The sequence below is a fragment of the Streptomyces sp. CA2R106 genome (genome assembly GCF_037034245.1).
GTDB lineage: Bacteria > Actinomycetota > Actinomycetes > Streptomycetales > Streptomycetaceae > Actinacidiphila.
Genome location: NZ_JBAGKC010000004.1, coordinates 142,585 through 165,985, shown reverse-complemented (window position 1 = coordinate 165,985; position 23,401 = coordinate 142,585). Strand labels below are relative to the sequence as shown.

19 protein-coding genes are annotated in these 23,401 nt (G+C 72.7%); 11 read left to right on the top strand and 8 right to left on the bottom strand.

Going from position 1 to position 23,401, the window contains the following annotated elements; all coding sequences use genetic code 11:
- Both tal and tkt read right to left on the bottom strand, forming a co-directional pair.
- Window positions 1-1,119 (bottom strand): transaldolase, encoded by a 1,119-nt coding sequence (tal, locus tag WA788_RS08510; RefSeq protein ID WP_335973501.1) that lies wholly within the window; start codon window positions 1,117-1,119, stop codon window positions 1-3.
- Between the two features lie 35 nt (window positions 1,120-1,154).
- A complete protein-coding gene (gene tkt / locus WA788_RS08505) occupies window positions 1,155-3,242 on the bottom strand; it encodes a transketolase (RefSeq protein ID WP_335973498.1) in 2,088 nt (695 codons plus the stop codon).
- Between the two features lie 316 nt (window positions 3,243-3,558).
- Between tkt and WA788_RS08500 the strand changes: the two genes are divergently transcribed.
- From WA788_RS08500 to WA788_RS08485, 4 genes are all read left to right on the top strand, one after another.
- Window positions 3,559-4,518 (top strand): heme o synthase, encoded by a 960-nt coding sequence (locus tag WA788_RS08500; protein WP_335973494.1) that lies wholly within the window; start codon window positions 3,559-3,561, stop codon window positions 4,516-4,518.
- Window positions 4,519-5,007: 489 nt separating this feature from the next.
- Window positions 5,008-8,136, top strand: a complete 3,129-nt coding sequence (locus tag WA788_RS08495; protein WP_335973490.1) for a GH92 family glycosyl hydrolase — start codon at window positions 5,008-5,010, stop codon at window positions 8,134-8,136.
- Between the two features lie 173 nt (window positions 8,137-8,309).
- Entirely contained in the window at window positions 8,310-8,645 is a 336-nt protein-coding gene (locus tag WA788_RS08490) for a hypothetical protein (RefSeq protein ID WP_335973489.1), read from the top strand.
- Window positions 8,646-8,858: 213 nt separating this feature from the next.
- Window positions 8,859-9,926 (top strand): amidohydrolase, encoded by a 1,068-nt coding sequence (locus WA788_RS08485; protein WP_335974145.1) that lies wholly within the window; start codon window positions 8,859-8,861, stop codon window positions 9,924-9,926.
- Window positions 9,927-9,974: 48 nt separating this feature from the next.
- On the opposite strand, the gene WA788_RS08480 is transcribed toward WA788_RS08485, so the two are convergent.
- The gene (locus WA788_RS08480; RefSeq protein ID WP_443033993.1) at window positions 9,975-11,048 is read right to left on the bottom strand and encodes a COX15/CtaA family protein; all 1,074 of its coding nucleotides are present in this window, start codon (window positions 11,046-11,048) and stop codon (window positions 9,975-9,977) included.
- Between the two features lie 74 nt (window positions 11,049-11,122).
- Between WA788_RS08480 and WA788_RS08475 the strand changes: the two genes are divergently transcribed.
- Window positions 11,123-12,427 (top strand): glycosyl hydrolase family 28-related protein, encoded by a 1,305-nt coding sequence (locus WA788_RS08475; RefSeq protein ID WP_335973482.1) that lies wholly within the window; start codon window positions 11,123-11,125, stop codon window positions 12,425-12,427.
- Between the two features lie 97 nt (window positions 12,428-12,524).
- Here the strand turns inward: WA788_RS08475 and WA788_RS08470 are convergent, their stop codons facing one another.
- On the bottom strand, window positions 12,525-13,106 hold the full coding sequence (locus WA788_RS08470; RefSeq protein ID WP_335973479.1) for a TetR/AcrR family transcriptional regulator: 582 nt from the start codon (window positions 13,104-13,106) through the stop codon (window positions 12,525-12,527).
- Window positions 13,107-13,217: 111 nt separating this feature from the next.
- Here WA788_RS08470 and WA788_RS08465 point away from each other — a divergent pair, with 111 nt between their 5' ends.
- A complete protein-coding gene (locus WA788_RS08465) occupies window positions 13,218-14,198 on the top strand; it encodes an NADP-dependent oxidoreductase (RefSeq protein ID WP_335973474.1) in 981 nt (326 codons plus the stop codon).
- On the opposite strand, the gene WA788_RS08460 is transcribed toward WA788_RS08465, so the two are convergent.
- From WA788_RS08460 to WA788_RS08445, 4 genes are all read right to left on the bottom strand, one after another.
- Entirely contained in the window at window positions 14,195-14,980 is a 786-nt protein-coding gene (locus WA788_RS08460) for a hypothetical protein (RefSeq protein ID WP_335973472.1), read from the bottom strand. The genes WA788_RS08465 and WA788_RS08460 overlap by 4 nt on opposite strands.
- 97 nt (window positions 14,981-15,077) lie before the next feature.
- The gene (locus WA788_RS08455; RefSeq protein ID WP_335973470.1) at window positions 15,078-16,790 is read right to left on the bottom strand and encodes an MFS transporter; all 1,713 of its coding nucleotides are present in this window, start codon (window positions 16,788-16,790) and stop codon (window positions 15,078-15,080) included.
- Between the two features lie 40 nt (window positions 16,791-16,830).
- Window positions 16,831-17,628, bottom strand: a complete 798-nt coding sequence (locus WA788_RS08450; protein ID WP_335973467.1) for an ABC transporter permease — start codon at window positions 17,626-17,628, stop codon at window positions 16,831-16,833.
- A gap of 13 nt (window positions 17,629-17,641) precedes the next feature.
- Entirely contained in the window at window positions 17,642-18,568 is a 927-nt protein-coding gene (locus tag WA788_RS08445; protein WP_335973465.1) for an ABC transporter ATP-binding protein, read from the bottom strand.
- A gap of 157 nt (window positions 18,569-18,725) precedes the next feature.
- On the opposite strand from WA788_RS08445, the gene WA788_RS08440 reads away from it, so the two are divergent.
- The 5 genes from WA788_RS08440 (at window position 18,726) to sufC (ending at window position 23,390) form a co-directional block, all read left to right on the top strand.
- Window positions 18,726-19,628, top strand: coding sequence for a helix-turn-helix transcriptional regulator (locus WA788_RS08440; protein WP_335973461.1), 903 nt, complete (start codon window positions 18,726-18,728; stop codon window positions 19,626-19,628).
- Window positions 19,625-21,046, top strand: coding sequence for a Fe-S cluster assembly protein SufB (gene sufB, locus WA788_RS08435; protein ID WP_335973457.1), 1,422 nt, complete (start codon window positions 19,625-19,627; stop codon window positions 21,044-21,046). The genes WA788_RS08440 and sufB overlap by 4 nt, the downstream gene beginning before the upstream one ends.
- 64 nt (window positions 21,047-21,110) lie before the next feature.
- Entirely contained in the window at window positions 21,111-22,292 is a 1,182-nt protein-coding gene (gene sufD / locus WA788_RS08430) for a Fe-S cluster assembly protein SufD (RefSeq protein ID WP_335973453.1), read from the top strand.
- An 8-nt stretch (window positions 22,293-22,300) separates the two neighbouring features.
- Window positions 22,301-22,618, top strand: a complete 318-nt coding sequence (locus tag WA788_RS08425) for a non-heme iron oxygenase ferredoxin subunit (RefSeq protein ID WP_335974141.1) — start codon at window positions 22,301-22,303, stop codon at window positions 22,616-22,618.
- 7 nt (window positions 22,619-22,625) lie between these two features.
- Window positions 22,626-23,390: a Fe-S cluster assembly ATPase SufC gene (gene sufC / locus WA788_RS08420; RefSeq protein ID WP_335973450.1), complete on the top strand. Its 765-nt coding sequence runs from the start codon at window positions 22,626-22,628 to the stop codon at window positions 23,388-23,390.
- Window positions 23,391-23,401: the final 11 nt, after the last annotated feature.

Here is a 23,401-nt window from a genome sequence, read left to right as displayed (position 1 = left end):
TCACGCCTCCGAAGGGGCGAGGCGCTCGAGTTCGGCCTTGGTGGAGTCCAGCAGTTCGTTCCAGGCCGCCTCGAACTTCTCCACGCCCTCGTCCTCCAGCACCTGCACCACGTCGTCGTACGACACGCCGACCGAGGCCAGCGCGTCGATGTCGGCCTGGGCCTGCGCGTAGTGGGCGCGCACCGTGTCGCCGGTGACCTCGCCGTGGTCGGCGGTCGCCTGGAGCGTCGCCTCCGGCATGGTGTTCACCGTGTTCGGCGCGACCAGCTCCGTGACGTACAGGGTGTCGGGGTAGGCCGGGTCCTTCACGCCGGTGGAGGCCCACAGCGGGCGCTGCTTGTTCGCACCCGCCCGCTCCAGCGCCGCCCAGCGGTCGGAGCCGAAGACCTCTTCGTACGCCTGGTAGGCCAGCCGGGCGTTGGCGACGGCCGCCTTGCCCTTGAGCGCCTTCGCCTGGTCCGAACCGATCTTCTCCAGGCGCTTGTCGATCTCGGTGTCCACCCGGGAGACGAAGAACGACGCGACCGAGTGGATCTCGGACAGGTCCAGGCCGGCCGCCTTGGCCGTCTCCAGGCCGGTCAGGTACGCGTCCATCACCGCGCGGTACCGCTCCAGCGAGAAGATCAGCGTGACGTTGACGCTGATGCCCTTGCCGATGACCTGGGCGATCGCGGGCAGGCCCGCCTTGGTCGCGGGGATCTTGATCAGCGTGTTCGGGCGGTCCACCAGCCACGCCAGCTGCTTGGCCTCGGCGACCGTGGCCTCCGTGTTGTGCGCCAGCCGCGGGTCGACCTCGATGGAGACCCGGCCGTCCTGGTGGTCGCTGGACTCGTAGACCGGGCGCAGGATGTCGGCCGCGTCGCGGACGTCCGCGGTGGTGATCATCCGCAGCGCCTCCTCGACGGTCAGCCGGCGCACGGCGAGGTCCCTGAGCTGTCCGTCGTACCCGTCGCCCTGGGAGATGGCCTTCTGGAAGATCGACGGGTTGGTGGTCACACCCACCACATGCTGCTGGTCGATGAGTTCGGCCAGGTTGCCGGACGTGATGCGCTTGCGCGACAGGTCGTCCAACCAGATCGCGACGCCTTCGTCGGAGAGGCGCTTCAGTGCGTCTGTCATGGGATCTGCATCTCCTGAAATGTTGTGTACGAGCGTCAGCGGTCTGCGGCGGCCAGAGATTCCCGTGCCGCGGCGGCGACGGCCTCGGCGGTGAAACCGAACTCGCGGAAGAGCAGCTTTCCGTCGGCCGAGGCGCCGTAGTGCTCGATGCTGACGATCCGGCCGGCGTCCCCGACGTACCGGTACCAGGTGAGGGCGATCCCGGCCTCGACCGCGACCCGCGCCTTCACCGAGGACGGCAGCACGCTCTCGCGGTACGCCTCGTCCTGCTCCTCGAACCACTCCACGCACGGCATCGAGACCACCCGGGTCGGGATGCCCGCGGCCTGGAGCTCCTCGCGCGCGCCCACCGCGAGCTGCACCTCGGAGCCGGTGCCGATCAGGATCACCTGCGCCGGGCCGCCCTCGGCCTCGAACATCACGTAACCGCCCCGGGCGGTGTCCTCGTGCACCGGGTAGGTCGGCACGCCCTGCCGGGTCAGCGCCAGGCCGTGCGGGGCGCCCTTGCCGATCTCCTTCGTCCAGCGCTGCTGGATCTCGCGCCAGGCGATCGCCGTCTCGTTGGCATCAGCGGGGCGCACCACGTTCAGCCCCGGGATGGCGCGCAGCGAGGCCAGGTGCTCGACCGGCTGGTGCGTCGGTCCGTCCTCGCCGACACCGATCGAGTCGTGCGTCCACACGTACGTCACCGGCAGGTGCATCAGCGCGGACAGCCGCACCGCGTTGCGCATGTAGTCGGAGAAGACGAGGAACGTGCCGCCGTAGACACGGGTGTTGCCGTGCAGCGTGATGCCGTTCATCTCCGCGGCCATGGAGTGCTCGCGGATACCGAAGTGCACGGTCCGGCCGTACGGGTCGGCGCCCGGCAGCGGGTTGCCGGCCGGGAGGAACGACGAGTTCTTGTCGATGGTGGTGTTGTTCGACCCCGCGAGGTCCGCGGAACCGCCCCACAGCTCGGGGATGACCTCGCCCAGCGCCTCCAGGACCTTGCCGGAGGCGGCACGCGTGGCCAGCGAGGCGCCGACCTCGAACTCCGGCAGCCGGTCCTGCCAGCCCGCCGGCAGCTCGGCCGCGGCGACGCGGTCGAACAGCTCGGCGCGCTGCGGGTTCGCGGTGCGCCAGGCGGCGAACGACTTCTCCCACTGCGCCCGCGCGTCCCGGCCGCGGTCGCCGACCGCGCGGGTGTGCGTGATCACCGCGTCGGACACCTCGAAGTGCTGCTCCGGGTCAAAGCCCAGCACCTCCTTGGTGGCGCGCACCTCGTCCTCGCCGAGGGCCGAGCCGTGCGCGGCGCCGGTGTTCTGCTTGTTCGGCGCGGGCCAGCCGATGATCGAGCGGACCGCGACGAACGACGGCCGCTCCGTCTCGGCCTTGGCCGCGACCAGCGCGGCGTGCAGCGCGTGCACGTCGAGGTCGCCGTTCTCCTTCGGGGCCACGCGCTGGACGTGCCAGCCGTACGCCTCGTACCGCTTGACGGTGTCCTCGGAGACGGCCGTCTCGGTGTCGCCCTCGATGGAGATGTGGTTGTCGTCCCACAGCAGCACCAGGTTGCCGAGCTTCTGGTGGCCGGCCATCGAGGACGCCTCGGCGGAGATGCCCTCCTGGAGGCAGCCGTCGCCGGCGATCGCCCAGACGGTGTGGTCGAAGGGGGAGGTGCCCGGCGCGGCGTCCGGGTCGAACAGCCCCCGCTCGTACCGCGCGGCCATGGCCATGCCCACCGCGTTGGCCACGCCCTGGCCGAGCGGGCCGGTGGTGGTCTCCACCCCGCGGGTGTGGCCGTACTCCGGGTGGCCGGGGGTCTTGGAGCCCCAGGTGCGCAGGGCCTCCAGGTCGGCCAGCTCCAGGCCGTAACCGGCGAGGTAGAGCTGCGTGTAGAGGGTCATGCTGGAGTGGCCCGCGGACAGCACGAAGCGGTCGCGGCCGGTCCAGTCCGCGTTCGCCGGGTCGTGCCGCATGATCTTCTGGAACAGCAGGTAGGCCGCGGGGGCCAGGCTCATCGCCGTGCCCGGATGGCCGTTCCCGACCTTCTGCACGGCATCCATGGCCAGGACACGGGCGGTGTCCACGGCCCGCTCGTCCAGATCGGTCCACTCGAGGTCTGTGGTCGTCGGCTGCTTGCTCACCCTGGGTCAGGGCTCCTCTCCACACAAAAGTTGAAAAGCGCCGGTGACTGGTGCCTACCCGACGTTGTCGAGCCTACCGCCGCAGCCGTACGAGCCTTCGACCACGCTGCTGCTTCTGTGGACAACTCCGTTCCCGGTGGCGGCCGGGCGGGGCCGGAGCGCGCGGGACACGCCCGGCGGCGCGGGCACCCCCGGCGGAAAGCCGGGTGTTCCCTACGTCTAGAGTGGCGTGGTACGCGCAGGGACCGTGGTCCGCCGCCGCATCGCGGCCGGTAGGCAGCCGGGACCTGCTGGTCTCATCTCTCGTGGGGTGTTCGTGACAGCCGTCGATTCCCGACCCGCCGGGGTCATCGGGACGGACCCGGGACCGGCGAACTCCGGGCACCGGCCGCCGCGCGCCCGGGTCATGGCGTTCGTGGAGCTGACCAAGCCGCGCATCATCGAACTGCTGCTCATCACGACCGTTCCGGTGATGTTCCTGGCAGCCGGCGGAGTGCCCAGCCTGTGGCGGGTGGTGGCGACCGTGGTCGGCGGCTACCTGTCCGCGGGCGGCGCCAACGCGCTGAACATGTACATCGACCGCGACATCGACGCGCTGATGCACCGCACCGAACAGCGCCCGCTGGTGACGGGGATGGTCTCGCCGCGCGAGGCGCTGGTCTTCGGCGTCGCGCTGTCGGCGGTGTCCACCGCGTGGTTCGCGCTGCTGGTCAACCCGCTCTCGGCGGCGCTGTCGCTGGCCGCGATCCTGTACTACGTCTTCGTCTACACGCTGTGGCTCAAGCGCCGTACCGCGCAGAACATCGTGTGGGGGGGTGTCGCGGGCTGCCTCCAGGTGTTCATCGGATGGTCGGCCGTGCGCAACGAACTCGGCTGGGCGCCCTTCGTGCTCTTCCTGGTCCTGTTCTTCTGGACCCCGCCGCACTACTGGCCGCTGTCGATGAAGGTCAAGGACGACTACGCGCGGGTCGGCGTGCCGATGCTGCCGGTCGTCGCGGGCAACCAGGTGGTCGCCCGGCAGATCGTCCTCTACAGCTGGGTCATGGTGCTCACCTCGCTCACCCTGTGGTGGCCGCTGGGCGACACCTCATGGTTCTACCCGGTGGTCGCGGGCCTGCTCGGCGCGTTCTGGCTGAAGGAGGCGCACGGCCTGCACGCCCGCGCCAAGGCCGGCGTCATGGGCGCGAAGCTCAAGGAGATGCGGCTCTTCCACTGGTCCATCACCTACGCCACGCTGCTCTTCGTCGCCGTCGCCATCGACCCCTTCCTCCACTAGCCCGCCTCTGGCAGATCCCCGCCCGGCCGGTAGGCCCCTGGAGCTTTGGCCCGGTCCCGGCGGGGGCCTCCCCGTGCCCCGCCGCCGAGGTCCCGGTGCCGGGCGCCCGGCCCGGGGTGGGCCGAGGGACCCGAAGCGCTCCTGGGGGACGCCGCGACGGCGTTCGCGGTGCGCCACCCCGGTGAGCGGGCTCTCGGCGACCGTCCACGGATCGCGCCGGCGGGCGCCGCCCCCACCGGCGCCCCCGCGCGGCGGCATCCCAGGACGCTGACGAGGCTTCACCTGCCGGTCCCGGCAGGACTGTTGCTTTGCGCGTCGCCAGCCCCCAAGATGTGCTGGTCTCATCGGGGAGCCCTTGGGGAGGTACGTGTGAGAAGACCGCGCATGCTGCGTGGCACGTTCGCGGCAGCACTCGCCGCGGTGGCGACGCTCGTGGCCGCCGGTACGGCTTCGGCGAATGTGACAACGTTGTCCAACAATCAGACAACGTTGTCATCCACCTCGGCGTCCACGCTGGTGTCCGATCCGGCGAGCTATGTGGACCCGCTCATCGGCACCGGCCGCGGCGGTTCCACCGTCGGCGAGATCAACGACTTCCCCGGGCCGTCCACGCCGTTCGGGATGATGCAGTTCTCGCCGGACACCTCCGGCTCGTACGCCGGCTACCAGTACCACGACGACCAGATCCGCGGCTTCAGCCTGGACCACGCCTCCGTCGGCTGCCGGGCCTTCGGCGACGTGCCGATCCTGCCGATCACCGGCAGCGTCGGCAGCGCGCCGTGGAACCTCACGGAGCACTTCACGCACACCGGCGAGACGGCCGAGCCCGGCTACTACGCGGTGAACCTCGACGCGTCGGGCGTGCGCGCCGAGCTGACCGCGTCGACCCGGACCGGCCTGGCGGCCTTCACCTTCCCCGCGGGCTCCGCAGCCGCGCAGCTGCTGGTCAAGGCCGGCGGCAGCCTCAACGGCGACAAGAGCGCGGACGTGCAGGTGGTCGGCGACCGCGAGGTCACCGGTTCGGCGACCACCGGCGACTTCTGCGGCAAGGGCAACGAGTACACCGTCTACTACGCGATCACCTTCGACCAGCCCTTCACCGCGCACGGCACCTGGGACGGCAAGACGGTGACCGCGGGCGGCGACTCCGCAAGCGCCGCCGGTGCCGGTGCCTACCTGACCTTCGGCGACGGCGGCAGCCGCACGGTGCGGGCCAAGGTCTCGATGTCGTACGTGTCGGTGGCCGGCGCGGAGGCCAACATGGCCGCGGAGGTGCCCGGCTGGGACCTGGACGCGCTGCACCAGCAGACCCGCGACGCGTGGTCGCAGATGCTGGGCAAGGTGCGGGTCGCGGGCAAGGACACCGACGAGCTGAAGACCTTCTACACCGCGCTCTACCACTCGCTGATGCACCCGAACACCTTCAACGACGCCGACGGCCGCTACATCGGCTTCGACGGCAAGGTGCGCACCCTGGCCAAGGGCCACGCCCAGTACACGAACTTCTCCGACTGGGACACCTACCGCTCGCTGGCCCCGCTCCAGGCGATGCTCTTCCCGCAGCAGGCCAGTGACATGGCCCAGTCGCTGGTCAACGACGCGGAGCAGGGCGGCTGGTGGCCGCGCTGGCCGCTGGCGAACGCGTACACCGGCCAGATGACCGGCGACAACTCGGTGCCCCTGATCGCGAACCTGTACGCGTACGGGGCGCGCGACTTCGACCTGAAGACGGCGCTGAAGTACCTGGTCAAGGGCGCGACCACGGTGGACTCCACCCCGGGCGCCTACCAGGAGCGGCCCGGCGTCCAGGAGTACGTCGCGCGCGGCTACGCGCCCAACGACGACGCCGCCAAGGGCGACCACGGGCACGTCGGCGCCTCGGAGACCCTGGAGTGGGCGATCGACGACTTCTCGATCGCGCAACTCGCCAAGGCCGCCGGGCAGAACACCGTGGCGAAGACCTTCACCCGGCGCGGCCAGAACTGGCAGAACATCCTCGACCCGGCGAGCGGCTACCTCGAACCGCGCGGCGAGGACGGCCGCTTCCCGGACGAGACCGGCTTCCAGACCCCCTCGGACGGCCAGTTCGGCCAAGAGGGCTACGACGAGGGCAACGCCGCCCAGTACAACTGGCTGGTCCCGCAGGACATGGCGGGCCTGATCGCCTCGATGGGCGGCCAGAGCGCGGCCGCCGACCGCCTCGACACCTTCTTCTCCCAGCTCAACGTGGGCCCCAACGCGCCCTACATGTGGGCCGGCAACGAGATCGACTTCGGTGTGCCGTGGGTCTACAACCAGGTCGGCCAGCCGTGGAAGACGCAGAAGACGGTGCGGGAGATCGCCACCACGCTCTTCAGCCCGACGCCCGACGGCGAGCCCGGCAACGACGACCTGGGGGCGCAGTCCTCCTGGTACGTGTGGGCGGCGCTCGGCCTGTACCCCGCGACACCGGGCACGGCCGACCTCACCGTGCACAGCCCGATGTTCCAGCGCGTGGTGCTGGACCTGCCGGGCAAGGCCAAGGACCTGGACATCCGCGCGCCCCAGGCGGCGGACGACGCGCCTTACGTCCGTAACCTCACGCTCGACGGGCACTCCTGGGAGCGCACCTACCTGCCGTCGTCAGTGGTCTTCAGCGGCGGGAGGCTGGACTTCACTCTGTCCACCACCCCCGACACGCACTGGGCCGCCTCGTCGGGCGACGCCTCGCCCTCCTACCGCACCGGCGAGCGCGACTTCCTCGCCACCGCGACCCCGAACCAGTCGGTGGTGGCGGCCGGCGGGTCCGCCGCGGACCTGACCGTCCACGTGCAGCGGCTGGCCGGACACCAGGGCTCCCTTTCGGTCAGCGCCTCGCCGCCCAAGGGCCTGAGCGTCACCCCCGCCGCCACCTCCGTCGCGCTGGACCGGAAGACCGGCACCGGCACCGTGAAACTGGCGGTCACGGCGGCCGCGGGCACCGCGGACGGCTACTACGAGGTGCCGCTGACCGTGCGCGGCAACGGCGCCGGGGTCGATCCGGTGCAGCTCAGCGCGATCGTGCTGGTGGCGGCGAAGGACAGCCTGGCCGCGGACTACGACAACACCGGCGCCACACCGGACAGCGACCACGCCGCCGGGGACCTCGACGGCAGCGGCAGCAGCTACTCCCGCGAGGCGCTGGCCGCGGCCGGTCTGGACGGCGGCGCCCGGGTGCAGGTGGCGGGGACGTCGTTCGTGTGGCCCGACGCGCCGGTGGGGCGCCCGGACAACGCGGTTGCCGACGGCCAGACCATCCGGCTCGGGGACAGCGCCAAGGACGCCACCCGCCTGCTGTTCGTGGGCTCGGCGACCAACGGGGACCAGCAGGCCACCGCCCAGGTGACGTTCACCGACGGCAGCACGGCGCAGGCCGACCTGTCCTTCGGCGACTGGGTCAAGCCCGGCGGCGGCTCGACGCCGGTGCTGGGGAACACCGTGGTGGCCACCACCGACCACCGCAACCAGTCCGGTGGCGACGGCGCGCCCGCGTACGTCTTCGCCACCACGCCGTTCGCGGTGCCGGACGGCAAGCAGGTGGCGAGCGTGACGCTGCCGGTCAACGGGAACCTGCACGTGTTCTCGGTGGGCCTGGGCTGAGTCGGCGCGCCTGGCAGACCCCGGCCGGTCGATGGTTCGGCGGAACCGTCGCCCGGCCGGTCCGCCCGGCGGGGATCGGACCCCTTGGCCGATCCCCGCCGGGCCTCGCTTCCGCCGGCCTCGCTCCTTCCGGCTCCTTCCGCACCCGGGTTACCGGTAAGTAGGGTGGGGGTATGGCTGAGAGCAAGGTGGACAACGACCCCCGGGCCGAGCGGCGCGTGCGGCGGCTGACCAGGGAGATCCAGGCGTTCGGGCGGGCCCACGGCGGCACACAGGCGCAGGTCGCGTACCTCGGCGAGCGCGGTGCCCGCATCGTGCTGGTGGGCGAGGACGGCGCGTGGGGCGACCTGGTCGCGCCGGAGTACGAGCTGGCGCGGCGGGCCGTGGACGCGTCGGGGGCGACCGTCCACGAGGCGTTCGACGGGGAGTTGGCCGCGAAGGTGCGGACAGGGCCGTACGAGTGGTCCCGGATGGCCGGCATCCAGCTCGGCGGGCGCGCGGGCGGCTGACGGCGCCCCTGCCCGTACGGCCCCGCGCCGGGTTGTCCCAGGGTGTTCCGCCGTCCGGCGGCGCTCCGGGCCCGCGGTCTGCCCGTCCGACGGGTCCGCTCCCTATCACCCCCCAGGTCGTTAGGCCCTGTGCGGGCCGCCCCCGGTGGCGGCGCGTGCGGGGGCCGGGGCCTGGTCGGGTCCGTGGACGTCGGACGGGACGGGGTGCGGGCGATGGCCGGCGCGGCGCAGGCACACCTGGTGGACGCGCACTGCCACGGGGTGTACCCGGGCGATCTGGGCCTCGGCTCCTTCGAGGCGCGGCTGCCGGGTGCCGCCGCCCCGGGCACCACGCTCTTCGACAGCCCCACCGGGTTCGCGCTGCGCCGCTGGTGCCCGCCGCTGCTGGGGCTGGAGGCCCACTGCGCGCCGGCCCGCTACCTCGCCCGGCGCCGCGAGCTGGGCGCCTACGAGGCGACGCGGCGGCTGCTGCGCGGCGCCGGGATCGCGGCGTACGTCCTGGACACCGGGGAGTGCGCGGAGCTGACCTCGCCGAAGGACCTCGCGGCGGCCGCGGGCGTGCCCGTACGGGAGACGGTGCGGCTCGAACCGCTCGCCCAGCAGGTCGCGGACACCTCCGGCACGGTCGGCGCGTTTCTGGCGAACCTCGCGGAGGCGGTGCACGGCGCCGCGGTCGGCGCGGCGGGCTTCTCCTGCTGCGGGGACGGGACCGCCGGGCCCGCCGGGCTGGACGCGGGCGGCGCGGACGCAGGGCCGCCCGGGCCGGCGGAGGTGCGGCAGGCGGCGGTGGCGTGGCTGTCCGCCCGTACGGTGGGGGCCCGGCCCGACCACCCGGTGCTGCTGCGGCACATCCGGTGGCACGCCGTGGCGACCGGGCTGCCGCTGCTGCTGCGGTACGGAGCCGGCGGGCGCGGGCCGTCGGCCGCCGGGCAGTTCCTGCGGGCCACCGCGGGGCTGGGTACCGAGGTCGTCCTGCTGCCGGGCGGGCCCCATGAGGCGGCGGCCGCCGATCTCGCGGCCGAACTCCCGCACGTCTACGTGGGCATCGGCCGGGACCCGGCCGCGGCGCTCGGGCGGACCCCCTTCGGCAAGGTGCTCTACGCGAGCGGCGCGGGCGGGCTGCCGGAGCTGGCCGTGACGGCGGCGAAGGGGTTCCTGGCGGAGCTGGGGCGGGCGGTGGCGGTGCGGGTCGCCTCGGGGGAGTGGTCGGCCGCGGACGGCTGCCATGTGGCGTCCCTGGTGGCGGCGGGCAACGCGCGGCGGCTGTTCCCGTTCGGGTGAGGGGCCGCCGGGCGGGGCGCCCCGGTCAGGCCGAACTGCCGCCCCCGGTCACGCCGAGATGCCGGACGCCGCCGACTTCGGCGCCTGCGCGGCCGCGGGCACCGTCTCGCCGGGCTCGGCGAAGGGGCGTTCGCGGAAGGAGAGCAGCACCCGCAGGACCGCGATCCACACCAGGCACGCCCCGAACATGTGCAGGTCCACCAGGGCCGCCGGCAGGTGCGTGAAGTACTGGACGTAGCCGATGACGCCCTGCCCCATCAGCACCAGGAACAGGTCGCGGACGCGGTGCTGGGGGCCGACCGGCGCGTCGACGGCGCGCAGCACGAACCACAGGGCGACGGTCAGGCCGACCACCACCCACGCGAAGTCCGCGTGCAGTTGCGCGATCGTCTTCCAGTCCACGTCGATCCGCCGCACCTTGTACGCGCCGCTGGACTCCCCGGGGTGCGGGCCGGCCCCGCTGACCAGGGTGCCGACCACGATGAGGACCGCGGAGGCGGCGGTGAGCAGCTGCCCGAGCTGCCGTACCGGCTTGCCGACCAGCGGGCGGGGCGAGGCGTCGCCCTCGCGCATGCGCAGCCAGGTGAGCGCCGCCACCGTGATCAGGGCCGCGGACAGCAGGAAGTGCAAGGAGACGACGTACGGGTTGAGCTTGGTGAGCACCGTCAGCCCGCCCCACACGGCGTTGAAGACGACCACCCAGAACTGGGCCCACGCCAGCCGGTACGGGCCGCGCCGCAGCGGTGCCTGCGCGCGGATCGCGATGATCGCCCAGCCGACGGTGGCGCACAGCACGTACGTCAGCATGCGGTTGCTGATCTCGATGGCGTGGTGGACGCCCATCTCGCTGGTGCCGAGCAGGCTGTCGCCGCTGCACGTCGGCCAGGTGGGGCAGCCCAGGCCGGAGGCCGTGACCCGGACCGCGCCGCCGGTGATCACGATCACCACGGACATCACCAGCGCCGCGAGCACGGCGCGGCGCACCAGTGCGGGGCGGGGCGTCCACCGGGCGGCGATGAAGGCGAGCGGGTTTCGCACGATGTCGGGCAGCTTCGGCACGCAGCCATGGTAGGCGCACCCTTTGTGCACGGATTCACGAGGGGTGCGAGGTGGGCCGTACATCCCGGGAAAAGCCCCGCAAGCCGGGCCTTGTACCCCTAGCATCGTGGGTGGGACCGATGGGGGAGGGGGCCCGGATGGCCGGGGAGCACCGTGACACCGTCAACCGCAGGCGGCTGCTGTACGGGGGCGCGGCGGCGGCACTGGCCGGGACCGGCACGGCGGCCTGGGCGAGCGGGGCGTGGGACGCGCCCGCGGCCGGGGCGGCCTCCCGGGAGCACCCCGGGTACGCCGACGTGGTGGCCGACTTCGGCGCCAAGGGCGACGGCACCACCGACGACAGCGCCGCGTTCGAGGCGGCCTACGCGTACGCCGAGAAGCGGGCCGCAGGCGGGACCGGCCGCACCGTGATCCTGGTGCCGCCCGGCCGGTACCGGGTCACCCGGCCCGGTGCGCTGCTCGCCGCCGACTCGCCCTCCCACCGCAGGAACGGGCTGCGCTACGTGGGCGCCGGGCTGCGGATCAGCGAGATCGTCTTCGCGCCCGCGACCGTCGAAGGGCCCGACGGCGGCAGCTACCTGTGCCGCAACAACGATACCTGGCAGAACATCTCGTTCGAGGGTTTGCGCTTCACCTCCGGCACCCCGGGCGCCTCCTTCTTCTACTCCTACTCCACCGGCGGCGCGGCCAACTACCGCTTCTCGCAGTGCGAGTGGATGGGGGAGTGGGAGTACGGCGTCGCGCTCGACGGGAGCAACACCAACTCCGAGATGCGGTGGGAGGCGTGCCGGGTCGGCGGCGCCTACCGCAAGGCGTTCCTGTACGCCGGGATGTCGCTGCACTCGACCGACGTGAAGCAGCAGGACCAGTTCCTCAACTACTGGTTCACCGACATGAACGTCACCTACGAGTGGGGCAACTTCCTGGAGTTCCCCTACGGCGGCTCCGTGACCTGCCGCTCCGGCAGCTACATCGTCACCGGCCGCCGCCCCACCCCGCACCCCGACTACGGCTACGAGAGCGCCTTCTTCCGCTTTCCGCGCCCCGCCCACTTCGACGGGGTGCAGCGCTTCCACGCCGAGGACATCCGCTTCGAGCTGCGCGACGACGCGGTGGTCGTCATCGACTGCGCCTGGAACCGCGGCACCGTGCACTTCAACGACTGCGACGACACCGCGCACGCGTACCGGTCCTTCTCCGATGCCCTGCGCGCCCACCGCTACACCCTCACCGACGCAGGGCCGCTCGTCCGCTACGACTCCTGCCAGCTCGTCGGCACCCACCAGTACCGCACCACCCCGCCCGCCACCCCGCCCCCCTGCGTCCGCTACGACATGTGCCGCCTCGCCTCCCACCCCCCGGCCGCCTTCCTCACCCTCCCCCCCGCCCAGCCCCGCGACTTCGCCACCTTCGCGAACTGCCTCCCGTCATCCGCGCCCTGAGCGATCCGGCCGGCGTGCCTCGCGTCCTCGTCCTGTCCGGACAGCATGACGCGGGAGCGGCCTGCGGACACGGAGCGGCGCGGGGTGGTTCGGTCCGTCACGGGGTGGGGCGGAGGCCGTGGGTGAGGATGTCGAGGAGGCGGGCTGCTCGGGTGGGGTGGGTCGGGGGGTGGGCCACGGTGAAGACGCCGATGAGGGCGGCGGCGATGTCCTCGGCGGTGACGTCGGTGCGCAGTTCGCCGGTGGCGCGGCCCGCGTCGAGGATCTCGTCGATGGCCGCGAGCAGTTCGGTGCGGGTGCGGGCGTGGGAGATCTCGCCGGACTCGATCATCGCGAGCAGCGTGTCGAGCATGCCGTTCTTGGTCGCGATCCACTCCCCGAACAGGTCCATCCAGCGGCGCAGCGCCTCGGGCGGGGGGAGGGTGGCGAGCAGTTCGCGGGCGCCGTCGGTGAGCCGCGCGACCTGGTCGCGGTAGACCGCGTCGACGAGGGACTCGCGGGTGGGGAAGTGCCGGTAGAGCGTGGCGATGCCGACCCCGGCCTCGCGGGCGATCGCGCGCATCGACGGTTCGGCGTCGGTGTCGGCGGAGGCGAAGACGCGGGTGGCCACGTCGAGGAGCTGGGCGCGGTTGCGGGCCGCGTCCGCGCGGGGCTCGCGGGTCTCTGGCGGTGTCGGCAAAACGGATCACGCTCCGGTTGTGCTACGGTGCGAGGGCGGGTAACCGGATCATAGTCCGTTTACTGGCGCGCCCGCTCGCCGTCACCGTCACCGTCAAAGGAGACCCTGAGCATGGAACAACCGAGCACCCCCTCACCGGCGACCGCGAGCAGGGCGGTCCGGCTGGAGTCCTTCGGCGGCCCCGAGCGGCTGACCCTCCGCGAGGTGCCCGCGCCGCAGGCGGGCCCGGGGCAGCTGCGGGTGCGCGTCACCGCGGCCGGACTGAACCCGATGGACTGGTTCATGACCTCCGACGCGGACACCGCCGCCCGGTTCGGCCTGAGCCTGCCGTGCGGGTTCGGCACCGACTACGCCGGGGTGGTGGACCAGGTCGGCGAGGGCGTACGCGGGTTCGCCGTCGGCGACCGGGTGTTCGGCGGTGCCATGTCCCGCGCGATCGCCGACCACATCGTGGTGGACGCGGCGGGGGCCATCGCGGTGGGCGGCGACGCGCACCGCACCCCCGACGGCGTCGACGACCGTACCGCCGCCACCCTCACCATCGCGGGCTGCACGGCCGCCGCGGCCCTCGCCGTCGTCGAGCCCGGCCCGGACGACACGCTGCTCGTCGGCGGCGCGGGCGGCGGGGTCGGCGTGTTCGCCGTCCAACTCGCCCGCCGCGCGGGCGCACGGGTGATCGGTACGGGGTCGGCGGCGTCGGCCGACGCCCTGCGCGGCCTCGGCGCCGAGCCGGTCGCCTACGGCGAGGGCCTGGCCGACCGGCTGCGCGCCATGGCCCCCGGCGGCATCACCGCAGCCGTCGACCTCTACGGGACCGAGGTCGTGCAGGCGGCGCGCGAACTGGGCGTTCCCGACGCGCGCATCACCACCATCGCCGCACAGGTCGACGGCATCACCCCCGCGAACGGGGCCGACGCCGCCCCGGGCGCCCTGGAGGAGATCGCCCGCCTGGTCGCCACCGGCGAGCTCCGGGTGCCCCTCGCGGCCGCCTTCCCGGTCGAGCAGATCCGCGCCGCGGTCGAACTCCAGGCCGCACGCCACGTCCACGGCAAGGTCGTCATCGACCTCACGGGACAGGACGCCAGGCCCTAGCTGCCGCCGGGGGCCGAGCGGAGCTCGTCCATGAACTCCACGACCGCCCGGGCGTTGAGCAGCCGGAGCCTGATGGGCGGCCGGCCCGTCACCTTGATCTCCAGTTCGCCGTGGCCGGACGCCTTCACCGACCGCACCTGCGGCCACGCATACTCTCCGCCCTGCCCGTGCGCGGGGGCGTGGACCAGCCCGGTTCGGGTGATGGCGAGTTGTCCCCGGTCCAGCCGCACGCTCCCCTCGGCATGCAGCGCCTCCTCCAGATCGACCTGGAGGGCCGGCACGAGCCGGTGGTCGATCTCCTCGATCAGCCGGGCCATCCGCCGCACCTGTAGCAGCGTGATCGGCACGGCGGCCCCCTCCACCCAGATCAGGCTGCGCTCGTACGTACGGGTGGTCCGGGTCTGGGCTGCGCCCAGCCGCTCGTCCCGGTAGCCCTCCGGGGTGTACTCGGTGGCCCGGACGTCGTCCCACGACACGGCGCGGTCGGGCCCGACCTGGCCGGCGAGGAGCAGGCCGCCCTGGCACAGCAGCACTGCTTGCAGGCCCTGTACCGGCGCCAGGCGCCCGTACGCGATCCCCGCCGCGATCGCCGCGGCGACGGCCACTGCCAGGGGCCACCACGTGCCGGCCGCCACACCGGCGCCCATGCCGATGCCCAGCGCCGCACCGCCGAACCACGCCTGCATCGCCAGCGTCACCGGCCGGTACCGCGGGTGCACGGCGACTACTTCCCCCAGCCCGGCCGCGGCAGCGGCTCTCCCGTACGCTTCCGGCTTGACCACGTCGCCCCCTCTTCCTCGGCGATCGCGACCCTATCCGACCGGTAGGGCCTGCTTAAGCCGACCGGAAGCGATCAATACGTGATCGCAACGGTCGTCGTCATGGGGGTCCGCCCTCGTGTCGACCGCCGCGGCCGGCCTGGTGCGGGCCCGCGCCCCCGGCCCGGCCAACTGGGGCGATCAGGTGGCGGACCCTGGGCCCGGTGGTGGACAGCGCGCCGGCGCGGGCCGCCAGTTCGGCGTCGTACGCGGTCAGGCGGGACTCGTGCTGGCGCAGGTGCTCCTGCCAGGAGGGGACCTGGAACGCCTCCACCCAGGTGGTGGGCTGCTCGGCGTCCCGGTACAGCGACCAGTGCGAGGCGCCGGTGCGGCGGCGGGAGACGGCGAGGGCGGCCATGGCCGCACGGAACTCCGGCAGGCGCTCGACCGGGACCTCGTAGGTGACCTCGACCAGCACGGGGCCGTCGGCCGCGTCGTCGGCGGTGCGGTCGAACGCGAGCATCGGCTCCGGCCAGGGCGCGACGACATCCCGGTCGAAGGTGCCGGTGCGGGCGTGCATCGGCCACACCGCCAGCGAGGCCGCGGTCAGCAGCAGGAGCGCGGTGGCGGCCAGCAGCGCGGCGCGGGTGCTCGTCGCGTTCGCGACCAGACCCCACACCAGGGAGCCGACGCCCTGGCCGCCCATGAAGACCATCAGATAGACCGCGAGCCCCCGGGCCCGTACCCAGGACGGCAGGGCGAGTTGGAGTGTCGTGTTGAGCGTGGACAGCGCGTACAGCCACCCGGCGCCCGTCATGACCAGCACCAGCGCCACCACGGCCGGCTGCGTGACCAGCGCCGCCACGGCACTGCCCGCCGCGAACGCGGCACTGCTCAGCGCGAGCAGCACATTGCGGTCCAGCGCCGCACGAACCCGCTTGACGGTCACCGCCCCCGCGATCGCGCCCACGCCCAGCGCACCCAGCAGCAGCCCGTACCCGCCCGCGCCCTGGTGCAGCCGCTGCGAGGACACCACCGGCAGCAGGCCCCACAGCGCGGAGGCCGGCAGCACGAACAGGGCGGCCCGCAGCAGCACGCGCCGCACCCCGGGCGCGTTGCGGACGTAGCGGGTGCCCGCGGACAGCGCCGACCGCATCCGCTCCGGGGCGCCCCCGGCGGGAGCCGTCGCGCGGTGCCAGACCGCCAGTGCGGCCACCACCCCCAGGAACGAGGCGGCATTGATGCCGAACACGACGTCCGTGCCGGTCGCGGCGACCAGCACACCGGCCAGGGCCGGGCCGACCGCGCGCGCGAGGTTGACGTTGAGGCTGCCCAGTGCCGCCGCGGCCGGGATCTGCGCGCGCGGCACCAGTTCGGGCTGGATCGCCTGCCAGCCCGGGCCGCTCAACGCGCTGCCGCACCCCATCAGGAACACCAGGGCGATCAGCACGGTGGGCGTGGTCAGCCCGGCCGCGGTGAGGACCGCGAGCGCGGTGCTCACGGCCGCCATCGCCACGGACAGGGCGATCAGCAGCCGTCGGCGGTCCAGCACGTCGGCGAGGACACCCGCGGGAAGCGACAGGAACAGCACCGGCAGCAGCGAGGCCGCCTGCACCAGCGAGGTCAGCGTCGGGGCGTTCGGCTGGTGGACGAGCATCCACTGCGCGCCGACGGTCTGCATCCAGGTGCCGACGTTCGAGCCCAGCTGGGCGCACCACAAGGTGCGGTAGGTCGGCAGGCGCAACGGCGCCCACGCCGAGGAATCCGCGTCCCTGCCCGCACCTTCGCCCTCATCGCCCGCGCCGCCGCCGGGTGGTTCCGCCCGCGCCGTCATGCCGTGCCCCTCTCTCCCCGGCACGCCATGGCGCGCCCGCTCACTCCCAGCGGAACCAGCGCCCCGCCGCCGCCAGGCCCAGCACCGACCAGACCGCGAGGATGCCCAGATCGGACCAGGGCACCCCGGCGCCGTGCCGGAGCACCTCGCGCAGGCCGTCCGACAGCGCCGAGATCGGCAGCAGCTCCAGCACGTCCCGCACCGGCCCGGAGAACTTGTCCATCGGCACGATCACCCCGCCGCCGACCAGCAGCAGCAGGAACACCAGGTTCGCGGCGGCCAGGGTCGCCTCGGCCTTGAGCGTGCCGGCCATGAGCAGCCCCAGCCCGGAGAACGCGGCCGTACCCAGCAGCAGGAGCAGCAGCACCGCCGCGGGATCGCCGTGCGGGGACCAGCCCAGCGCGAAGGCGATCACCACCAGCAGCACCACCTGGAGCGCCTCGGTGACCAGCACCGAGCAGGTCTTCGCCGTCATCAGCGCCCACCGCGGCAGCGGCGAGGCGCCCAGCCGCTTCAGCACGCCGTACCGCCGCTCGAAGCCGGTCGCGATCGCCTGCCCGGTGAACGCCGTCGACAGCACCGCCAGCGCCAGCACCCCCGGGGCGAGGAAGTCCACCGACCTGCCCGGGCCGGTGTCCACGATGTCCACCGAGCTGAACAGCACCAGCAGCAGCGCCGGGATCACCACGGTCAGCAGCAGCTGCTCCCCGTTGCGCAGCAGCATCTTCGTCTCCAGCAGCGCCTGCGCCCGGATCATCCGCCCCAGCGGCGCCGCCCCGGGTGCCGGCGCGAACGCGCCCGCCCCGGTGGCGTGCGGGGTGTCGGTGGTGACGCTCATGGCCGCAGCTCCCTCATGCCCGCAGTTCCCTGCCGGTCAGTTCCAAGAAGACGTCCTCCAGGGTGCGCCGCTCGACCGCAAGGTGGTCGGGCATGACGCCGTGCTGGGCGCACCAGGAGGCGACGGTGGCCAGCAGTTGCGGGTCGATGCCGCCCTCGATCCGGTAGGAGCCGGGGGACAGCTCGGCGGCGCGGGTGTCGGGGGGCAGGGCGTTGAGGAGCGAGACGAGGTTGAGGGCGGGGCGGCCGGAGAAGCGCAGGGTGTTCTCGGCGCCCCCGCGGCACAGCTCCTCGGGGGTGCCGGCGGCGATGGTGCGGCCGGCGTCGATGATCGCGACCTGGTCGGCGAGCTGCTCGGCCTCGTCCATGAAGTGGGTGGTGAGGACCACGCTGACGCCGTCGGCGCGCAGCTCGCGGACCAGGTCCCAGGTGGCGTGGCGGGCCTGGGGGTCGAGGCCCGCGGTGGGCTCGTCGAGGAAGACGAGTTCAGGGCGGCCGACGACGGCCATGGCCAGGGCCAGGCGCTGCTGCTGGCCGCCGGACAGCCGGCGGTAGGCGGTGCGTCCGCAGGTGTCCAGGCCGAGGCGTTCGATGAGCAGGGCCGGGTCCACCGGGTCGGCGTGCAGGGCCGCGGCGTGCCGCAGCATCTCCTCGGCGTGGGCGCCGGGGTAGACGCCGCCGGACTGGAGCATCACGCCGATCCGCGGGCGCAGTGCGGCGCCCTGGGTGACCGGGTCCAGGCCGAGGACGCGGGCGGTGCCGCCGTCGGGGCGGCGGTAGCCCTCGCAGACCTCGACGGTGGTGGTCTTGCCCGCGCCGTTGGGGCCGAGCACCGCGGTCACCGAGCCGCGCGGGACGGTCAGGTCGAGGCCGTCGACCGCGGTCTTGGCGCCGTACCGCTTGACCAGACCGGTCACCTCGACCGCGGGCTCGTTTCTCATGGCCACGAGTCTAGGGAGGGCGGGGAGCGGGGTGGGCGGCAGGGCGGAATCCGGCCGGGGGCGGCCCGGAAGTGAGGTCACCCTAAGTGACGTAGCCCACCGTGGGTGCGCGGGGGTGAGCTTGCCCGGGCCCGGCGAATTAAGCAACAATGGCGTTGTGAAAAACGTAGGTGGTGCTGCCCGCAGGGCGGCGGAGGAGCCGACGACCGGTGAGCGGCGCACCCGCAACCGCGTCGCCCGCTCCATCCTGGGCCACGGGCCCTCCACCGCCGCGGACCTCGCCGAGCGGCTGGGCCTGACCCAGGCGGCGGTACGCCGCCACCTCGACGCGCTCGTCGCGGAGAACATCGTGGAGGCCCGCGAGCAGCGGGTGTACGGCAGCCGCGGCCGCGGCCGCCCCGCGAAGGTCTTCGCACTCACCGACTGCGGCCGGGACGCCTTCGACCAGGCATACGACCAGCTCGCCGCGGACGCGCTGGGCTGGATCGCCCAGTCCGCGGGCGGCGGCGAGCAGGGCGAGGCCGCGGTCACCGCGTTCGCGCGGGCCCGCGTCGCCGCCCAGGCCGAGCGGTACCGCAAGCTGCTCGACGCCGCCGCGCCCGGCGAGCGGGCGCAGGCCCTGGCCCGCGCACTGACCGCGGACGGGTACGCTGCAACGGCGCGGAGCGCGCCCGGCCCGGCCGGGGGCACCCCCGGGCGGAGCGTCGGGGGAGAGCAGCTGTGCCAGCACCACTGCCCGGTGGCCCATGCCGCCGAGCAGTTCCCGCAGCTCTGCGAGGCGGAGGCCGAGGTCTTCTCCCGCCTGCTCGGGACGCACGTCCAGCGGCTCGCCACCATCGCGCACGGCGACGGGGTGTGCACCACGTTCATCCCGCAGGCCCAGCAGGGGCGGTCCGCCGCCCCCGCCGACGAGTCGGCGGCGCAGACACCGGAAGCACCCGCACCAACGGCGCCACCGGCGCCCGCACGACCAGCGGCACCCGCATCACCCGCACCATCCGCAGCACCTGCACGCACCGACCACGCACCAGTCAGCACGTCCGGGAGGAACCCCGCATGACTGCTCCCACGGAGACCACTCACCCGGAGCTCGAAGGCATCGGCACCTACGAGTACGGCTGGGCGGACAACGACACCGCCGGCGCCGCCGCCAAGCGCGGCCTCTCGGAGGAGGTCGTCCGCGACATCTCCGCGAAGAAGTCCGAGCCGGAGTGGATGCTGAAGATGCGGCTCAAGGGGCTGCGGCTGTTCGGCAAGAAGCCCATGCCGACCTGGGGCAGCGACCTCACGGGCATCGACTTCGACAACATCAAGTACTTCGTGCGGTCCACCGAGAAGCAGGCGGAGTCCTGGGAGGACCTGCCCGAGGACATCAAGAACACCTACGACAAGCTCGGCATCCCCGAGGCGGAGAAGCAGCGCCTGGTCGCCGGCGTCGCCGCGCAGTACGAGTCCGAGGTCGTCTACCACCAGATCCGCGAGGACCTGGAGGAGCAGGGCGTCATCTTCCTGGACACCGACACCGCGCTCAAGGAGCACCCGGAGCTGTTCCAGGAGTACTTCGGCACCGTCATCCCGGCCGGCGACAACAAGTTCGCCTCGCTGAACACCGCGGTGTGGTCCGGCGGCTCCTTCATCTACGTGCCGAAGGGCGTGCACGTGGAGATCCCGCTCCAGGCGTACTTCCGGATCAACACCGAGAACATGGGCCAGTTCGAGCGGACCCTGATCATCGTCGACGAGGACGCCTACGTCCACTACGTCGAGGGCTGCACCGCGCCGATCTACAAGTCGGACTCGCTGCACTCCGCGGTGGTCGAGATCATCGTCAAGAAGGGCGGCCGCTGCCGCTACACGACCATCCAGAACTGGTCGAACAACGTCTACAACCTGGTCACCAAGCGCGCCGTCGCCTACGAGGGCGCCACCATGGAGTGGATCGACGGCAACATCGGCTCCAAGGTGACCATGAAGTACCCCGCGGTCTACCTGATGGGCGAGCACGCCAAGGGCGAGACGCTCTCCATCGCCTTCGCCGGCGAGGGGCAGCACCAGGACGCCGGCGCCAAGATGGTGCACATGGCGCCGAACACCTCGTCCAACATCGTCTCCAAGTCGGTGGCGCGCGGCGGCGGCCGCACCTCCTACCGCGGCCTGATCGAGATCGGCGAGGGCTCCACCGGCGCGAAGTCCAACGTGCTGTGCGACGCCCTGCTGGTCGACACGGTCTCCCGCTCCGACACGTACCCGTACGTGGACGTGCGCGAGGACGACGTGTCGATGGGCCACGAGGCGACCGTCTCCAAGGTCTCCGACGACCAGCTCTTCTACCTGATGAGCCGCGGCATGACCGAGTTCGAGGCGATGGCGATGATCGTGCGCGGCTTCGTCGAGCCGATCGCCAAGGAGCTGCCGATGGAGTACGCCCTGGAGCTCAACCGGCTGATCGAGCTGCAGATGGAGGGCGCGGTCGGCTGACCGGGCCGCCCCGGCACCACCGCACCCGATCGAAGCACATCCAACGAGGAGCAGCAGTACAGCTATGGCCGAGAACACCCCTGCGGGCAGCACCACGGACGGTGCCATCACGGTGGGGCAGCCGACCGAGCAGCCCGCCGACGCCCGGGTCAGCGCCGCCCCGTCGTACGACGTGGCCGACTTCCCCGTGCCGACCGGGCGCGAGGAGGAATGGCGCTTCACGCCGCTGGCCCGGCTGCGCGGCCTGCACGACGGCACCGCGGAGGCGACCGGCTCGCTGCGCGTCGAGGTGACCGCGCCCGAGGGCGTCACCGTGGAGACCGTGGACCGCACCGACCCGCGGATCGGCAAGGCCGGCAAGCCCGTCGACCGGGTCGCCGCCCAGGCGTTCAGCGCCTTCGAGAAGGCGTCGGTGGTCAGCGTCCCCAAGGACACCGTGCTCACCGAGCCGGTCCGGATCGCCGTGCACGGCGAGGGCGGCGTCTCCTACGGCCACCAGGTCGTGGAGGTCGGCGCGTTCGCCGAGGCGGTGGTGGTGCTGGACCACACCGGTGACGCCACGCTCGCGGCGAATGTCGAGTTCCTGGTCGGCGACGGCGCCAAGCTCACCGTGGTGTCCGTGCAGGACTGGGCCGACACCGCGGTGCACGCCGCCCAGCACACCGCGCTGATCGGCCGCGACGCCGCCTTCAAGTCCGTCGTCGTCACCTTCGGCGGGGACCTGGTCCGGCTGCACCCGCGGGTCGTCTACGGCGCCACCGGCGGTGAGGCCGACCTGTTCGGGCTGTACTTCACCGACCGCGGCCAGCACCAGGAGCACCGCCTGTTCATCGACCACGACACGCCGCACTGCCGGTCGAACGTGGCGTACAAGGGCGCGCTCCAGGGCCAGGACGCGCACGCGGTGTGGATCGGCGACGTGCTGATCCGGGCCGCGGCCGAGGGCACCGACACCTACGAGCTGAACCGCAACCTCGTCCTCACCGACGGCGCCCGGGTCGATTCCGTGCCGAACCTGGAGATCGAGACCGGCGAGATCGTCGGCGCCGGACACGCCTCCGCGACCGGCCGGTTCGACGACGAGCAGCTCTTCTACCTGATGAGCCGCGGCATCCACACCGAGGACGCCCGCCGCCTGGTGGTGCGCGGCTTCTTCGGCGAGCTGGTCCAGCAGATCGGGCTGCCCGACCTGGAGGAGCGGCTGATGGCGAAGATCGACGCGGAACTGGAGGCGGCGGTCGGATGACCAACACCGTGCCCTTCACCCGCGCCTGCGCGCTCAGCGAGCTGACCGACGACACCCCGCACCGCGTCGAGATCGACGGCGTGCCCGTCTCGGTGGTCCGCACCGAGGGCGAGGTGTTCGCGATCAACGACATCTGCTCGCACGCCAACGTCTCGCTCTCCGAGGGCGAGGTCGAGGACTGCCAGATCGAGTGCTGGCTGCACGGCTCCAGCTTCGACCTGCGCACCGGCAAGCCCTCCGGGCTGCCCGCCACCCGGCCCGTTCCCGTATACCCCGTCAAGATCGTTGGGGACGACGTGCTCGTCTCCGTCACCCAGGAGTCCTGAGTCACCCATGGCCACGCTTGAAATCCGCGACCTGCACGTCACCGTCGAAGCCGACAACGCCACCAAGGAGATCCTCAAGGGCGTCGACCTCACGGTGAAACAGGGCGAGACCCACGCCATCATGGGCCCCAACGGCTCCGGCAAGTCCACCCTGGCCTACTCGCTGGCCGGGCACCCCAAGTACACCGTCACCGGCGGCAGCGTCACCCTCGACGGCGAGGACGTGCTGGCGATGACCGTCGACGAGCGGGCCCGGGCCGGCGTCTTCCTCGCCATGCAGTACCCGGTCGAGATCCCCGGGGTCTCGGTCTCCAACTTCCTGCGCACCTCCGCCACCGCCATCCGCGGCGAGGCCCCCAAGCTCCGCACCTGGGTCAAGGAGGTGAAGGAGACCATGGAGCACCTGCACATGGACCCCTCCTTCGCCGAGCGCAACGTCAACGAGGGCTTCTCCGGCGGTGAGAAGAAGCGCCACGAGATCCTCCAGCTCGAACTGCTCAAGCCCAAGGTCGCGATCCTCGACGAGACCGACTCCGGCCTCGACGTGGACGCCCTGCGGATCGTCTCCGAAGGCGTCAACCGGGTCCGCGAGCAGGGCGAGGTCGGCACCCTGCTGATCACGCACTACACGCGCATCCTGCGCTACATCAAGCCCGACTTCGTGCACGTCTTCTCGGCCGGCCGGATCGTGGAGTCCGGTGGCGCCGAGCTCGCCGACAAGCTGGAGGAAGAGGGCTACGAGTCCTACGTGAAGGGTGGCGCTGCCGCGTGACTTCCCCCTCG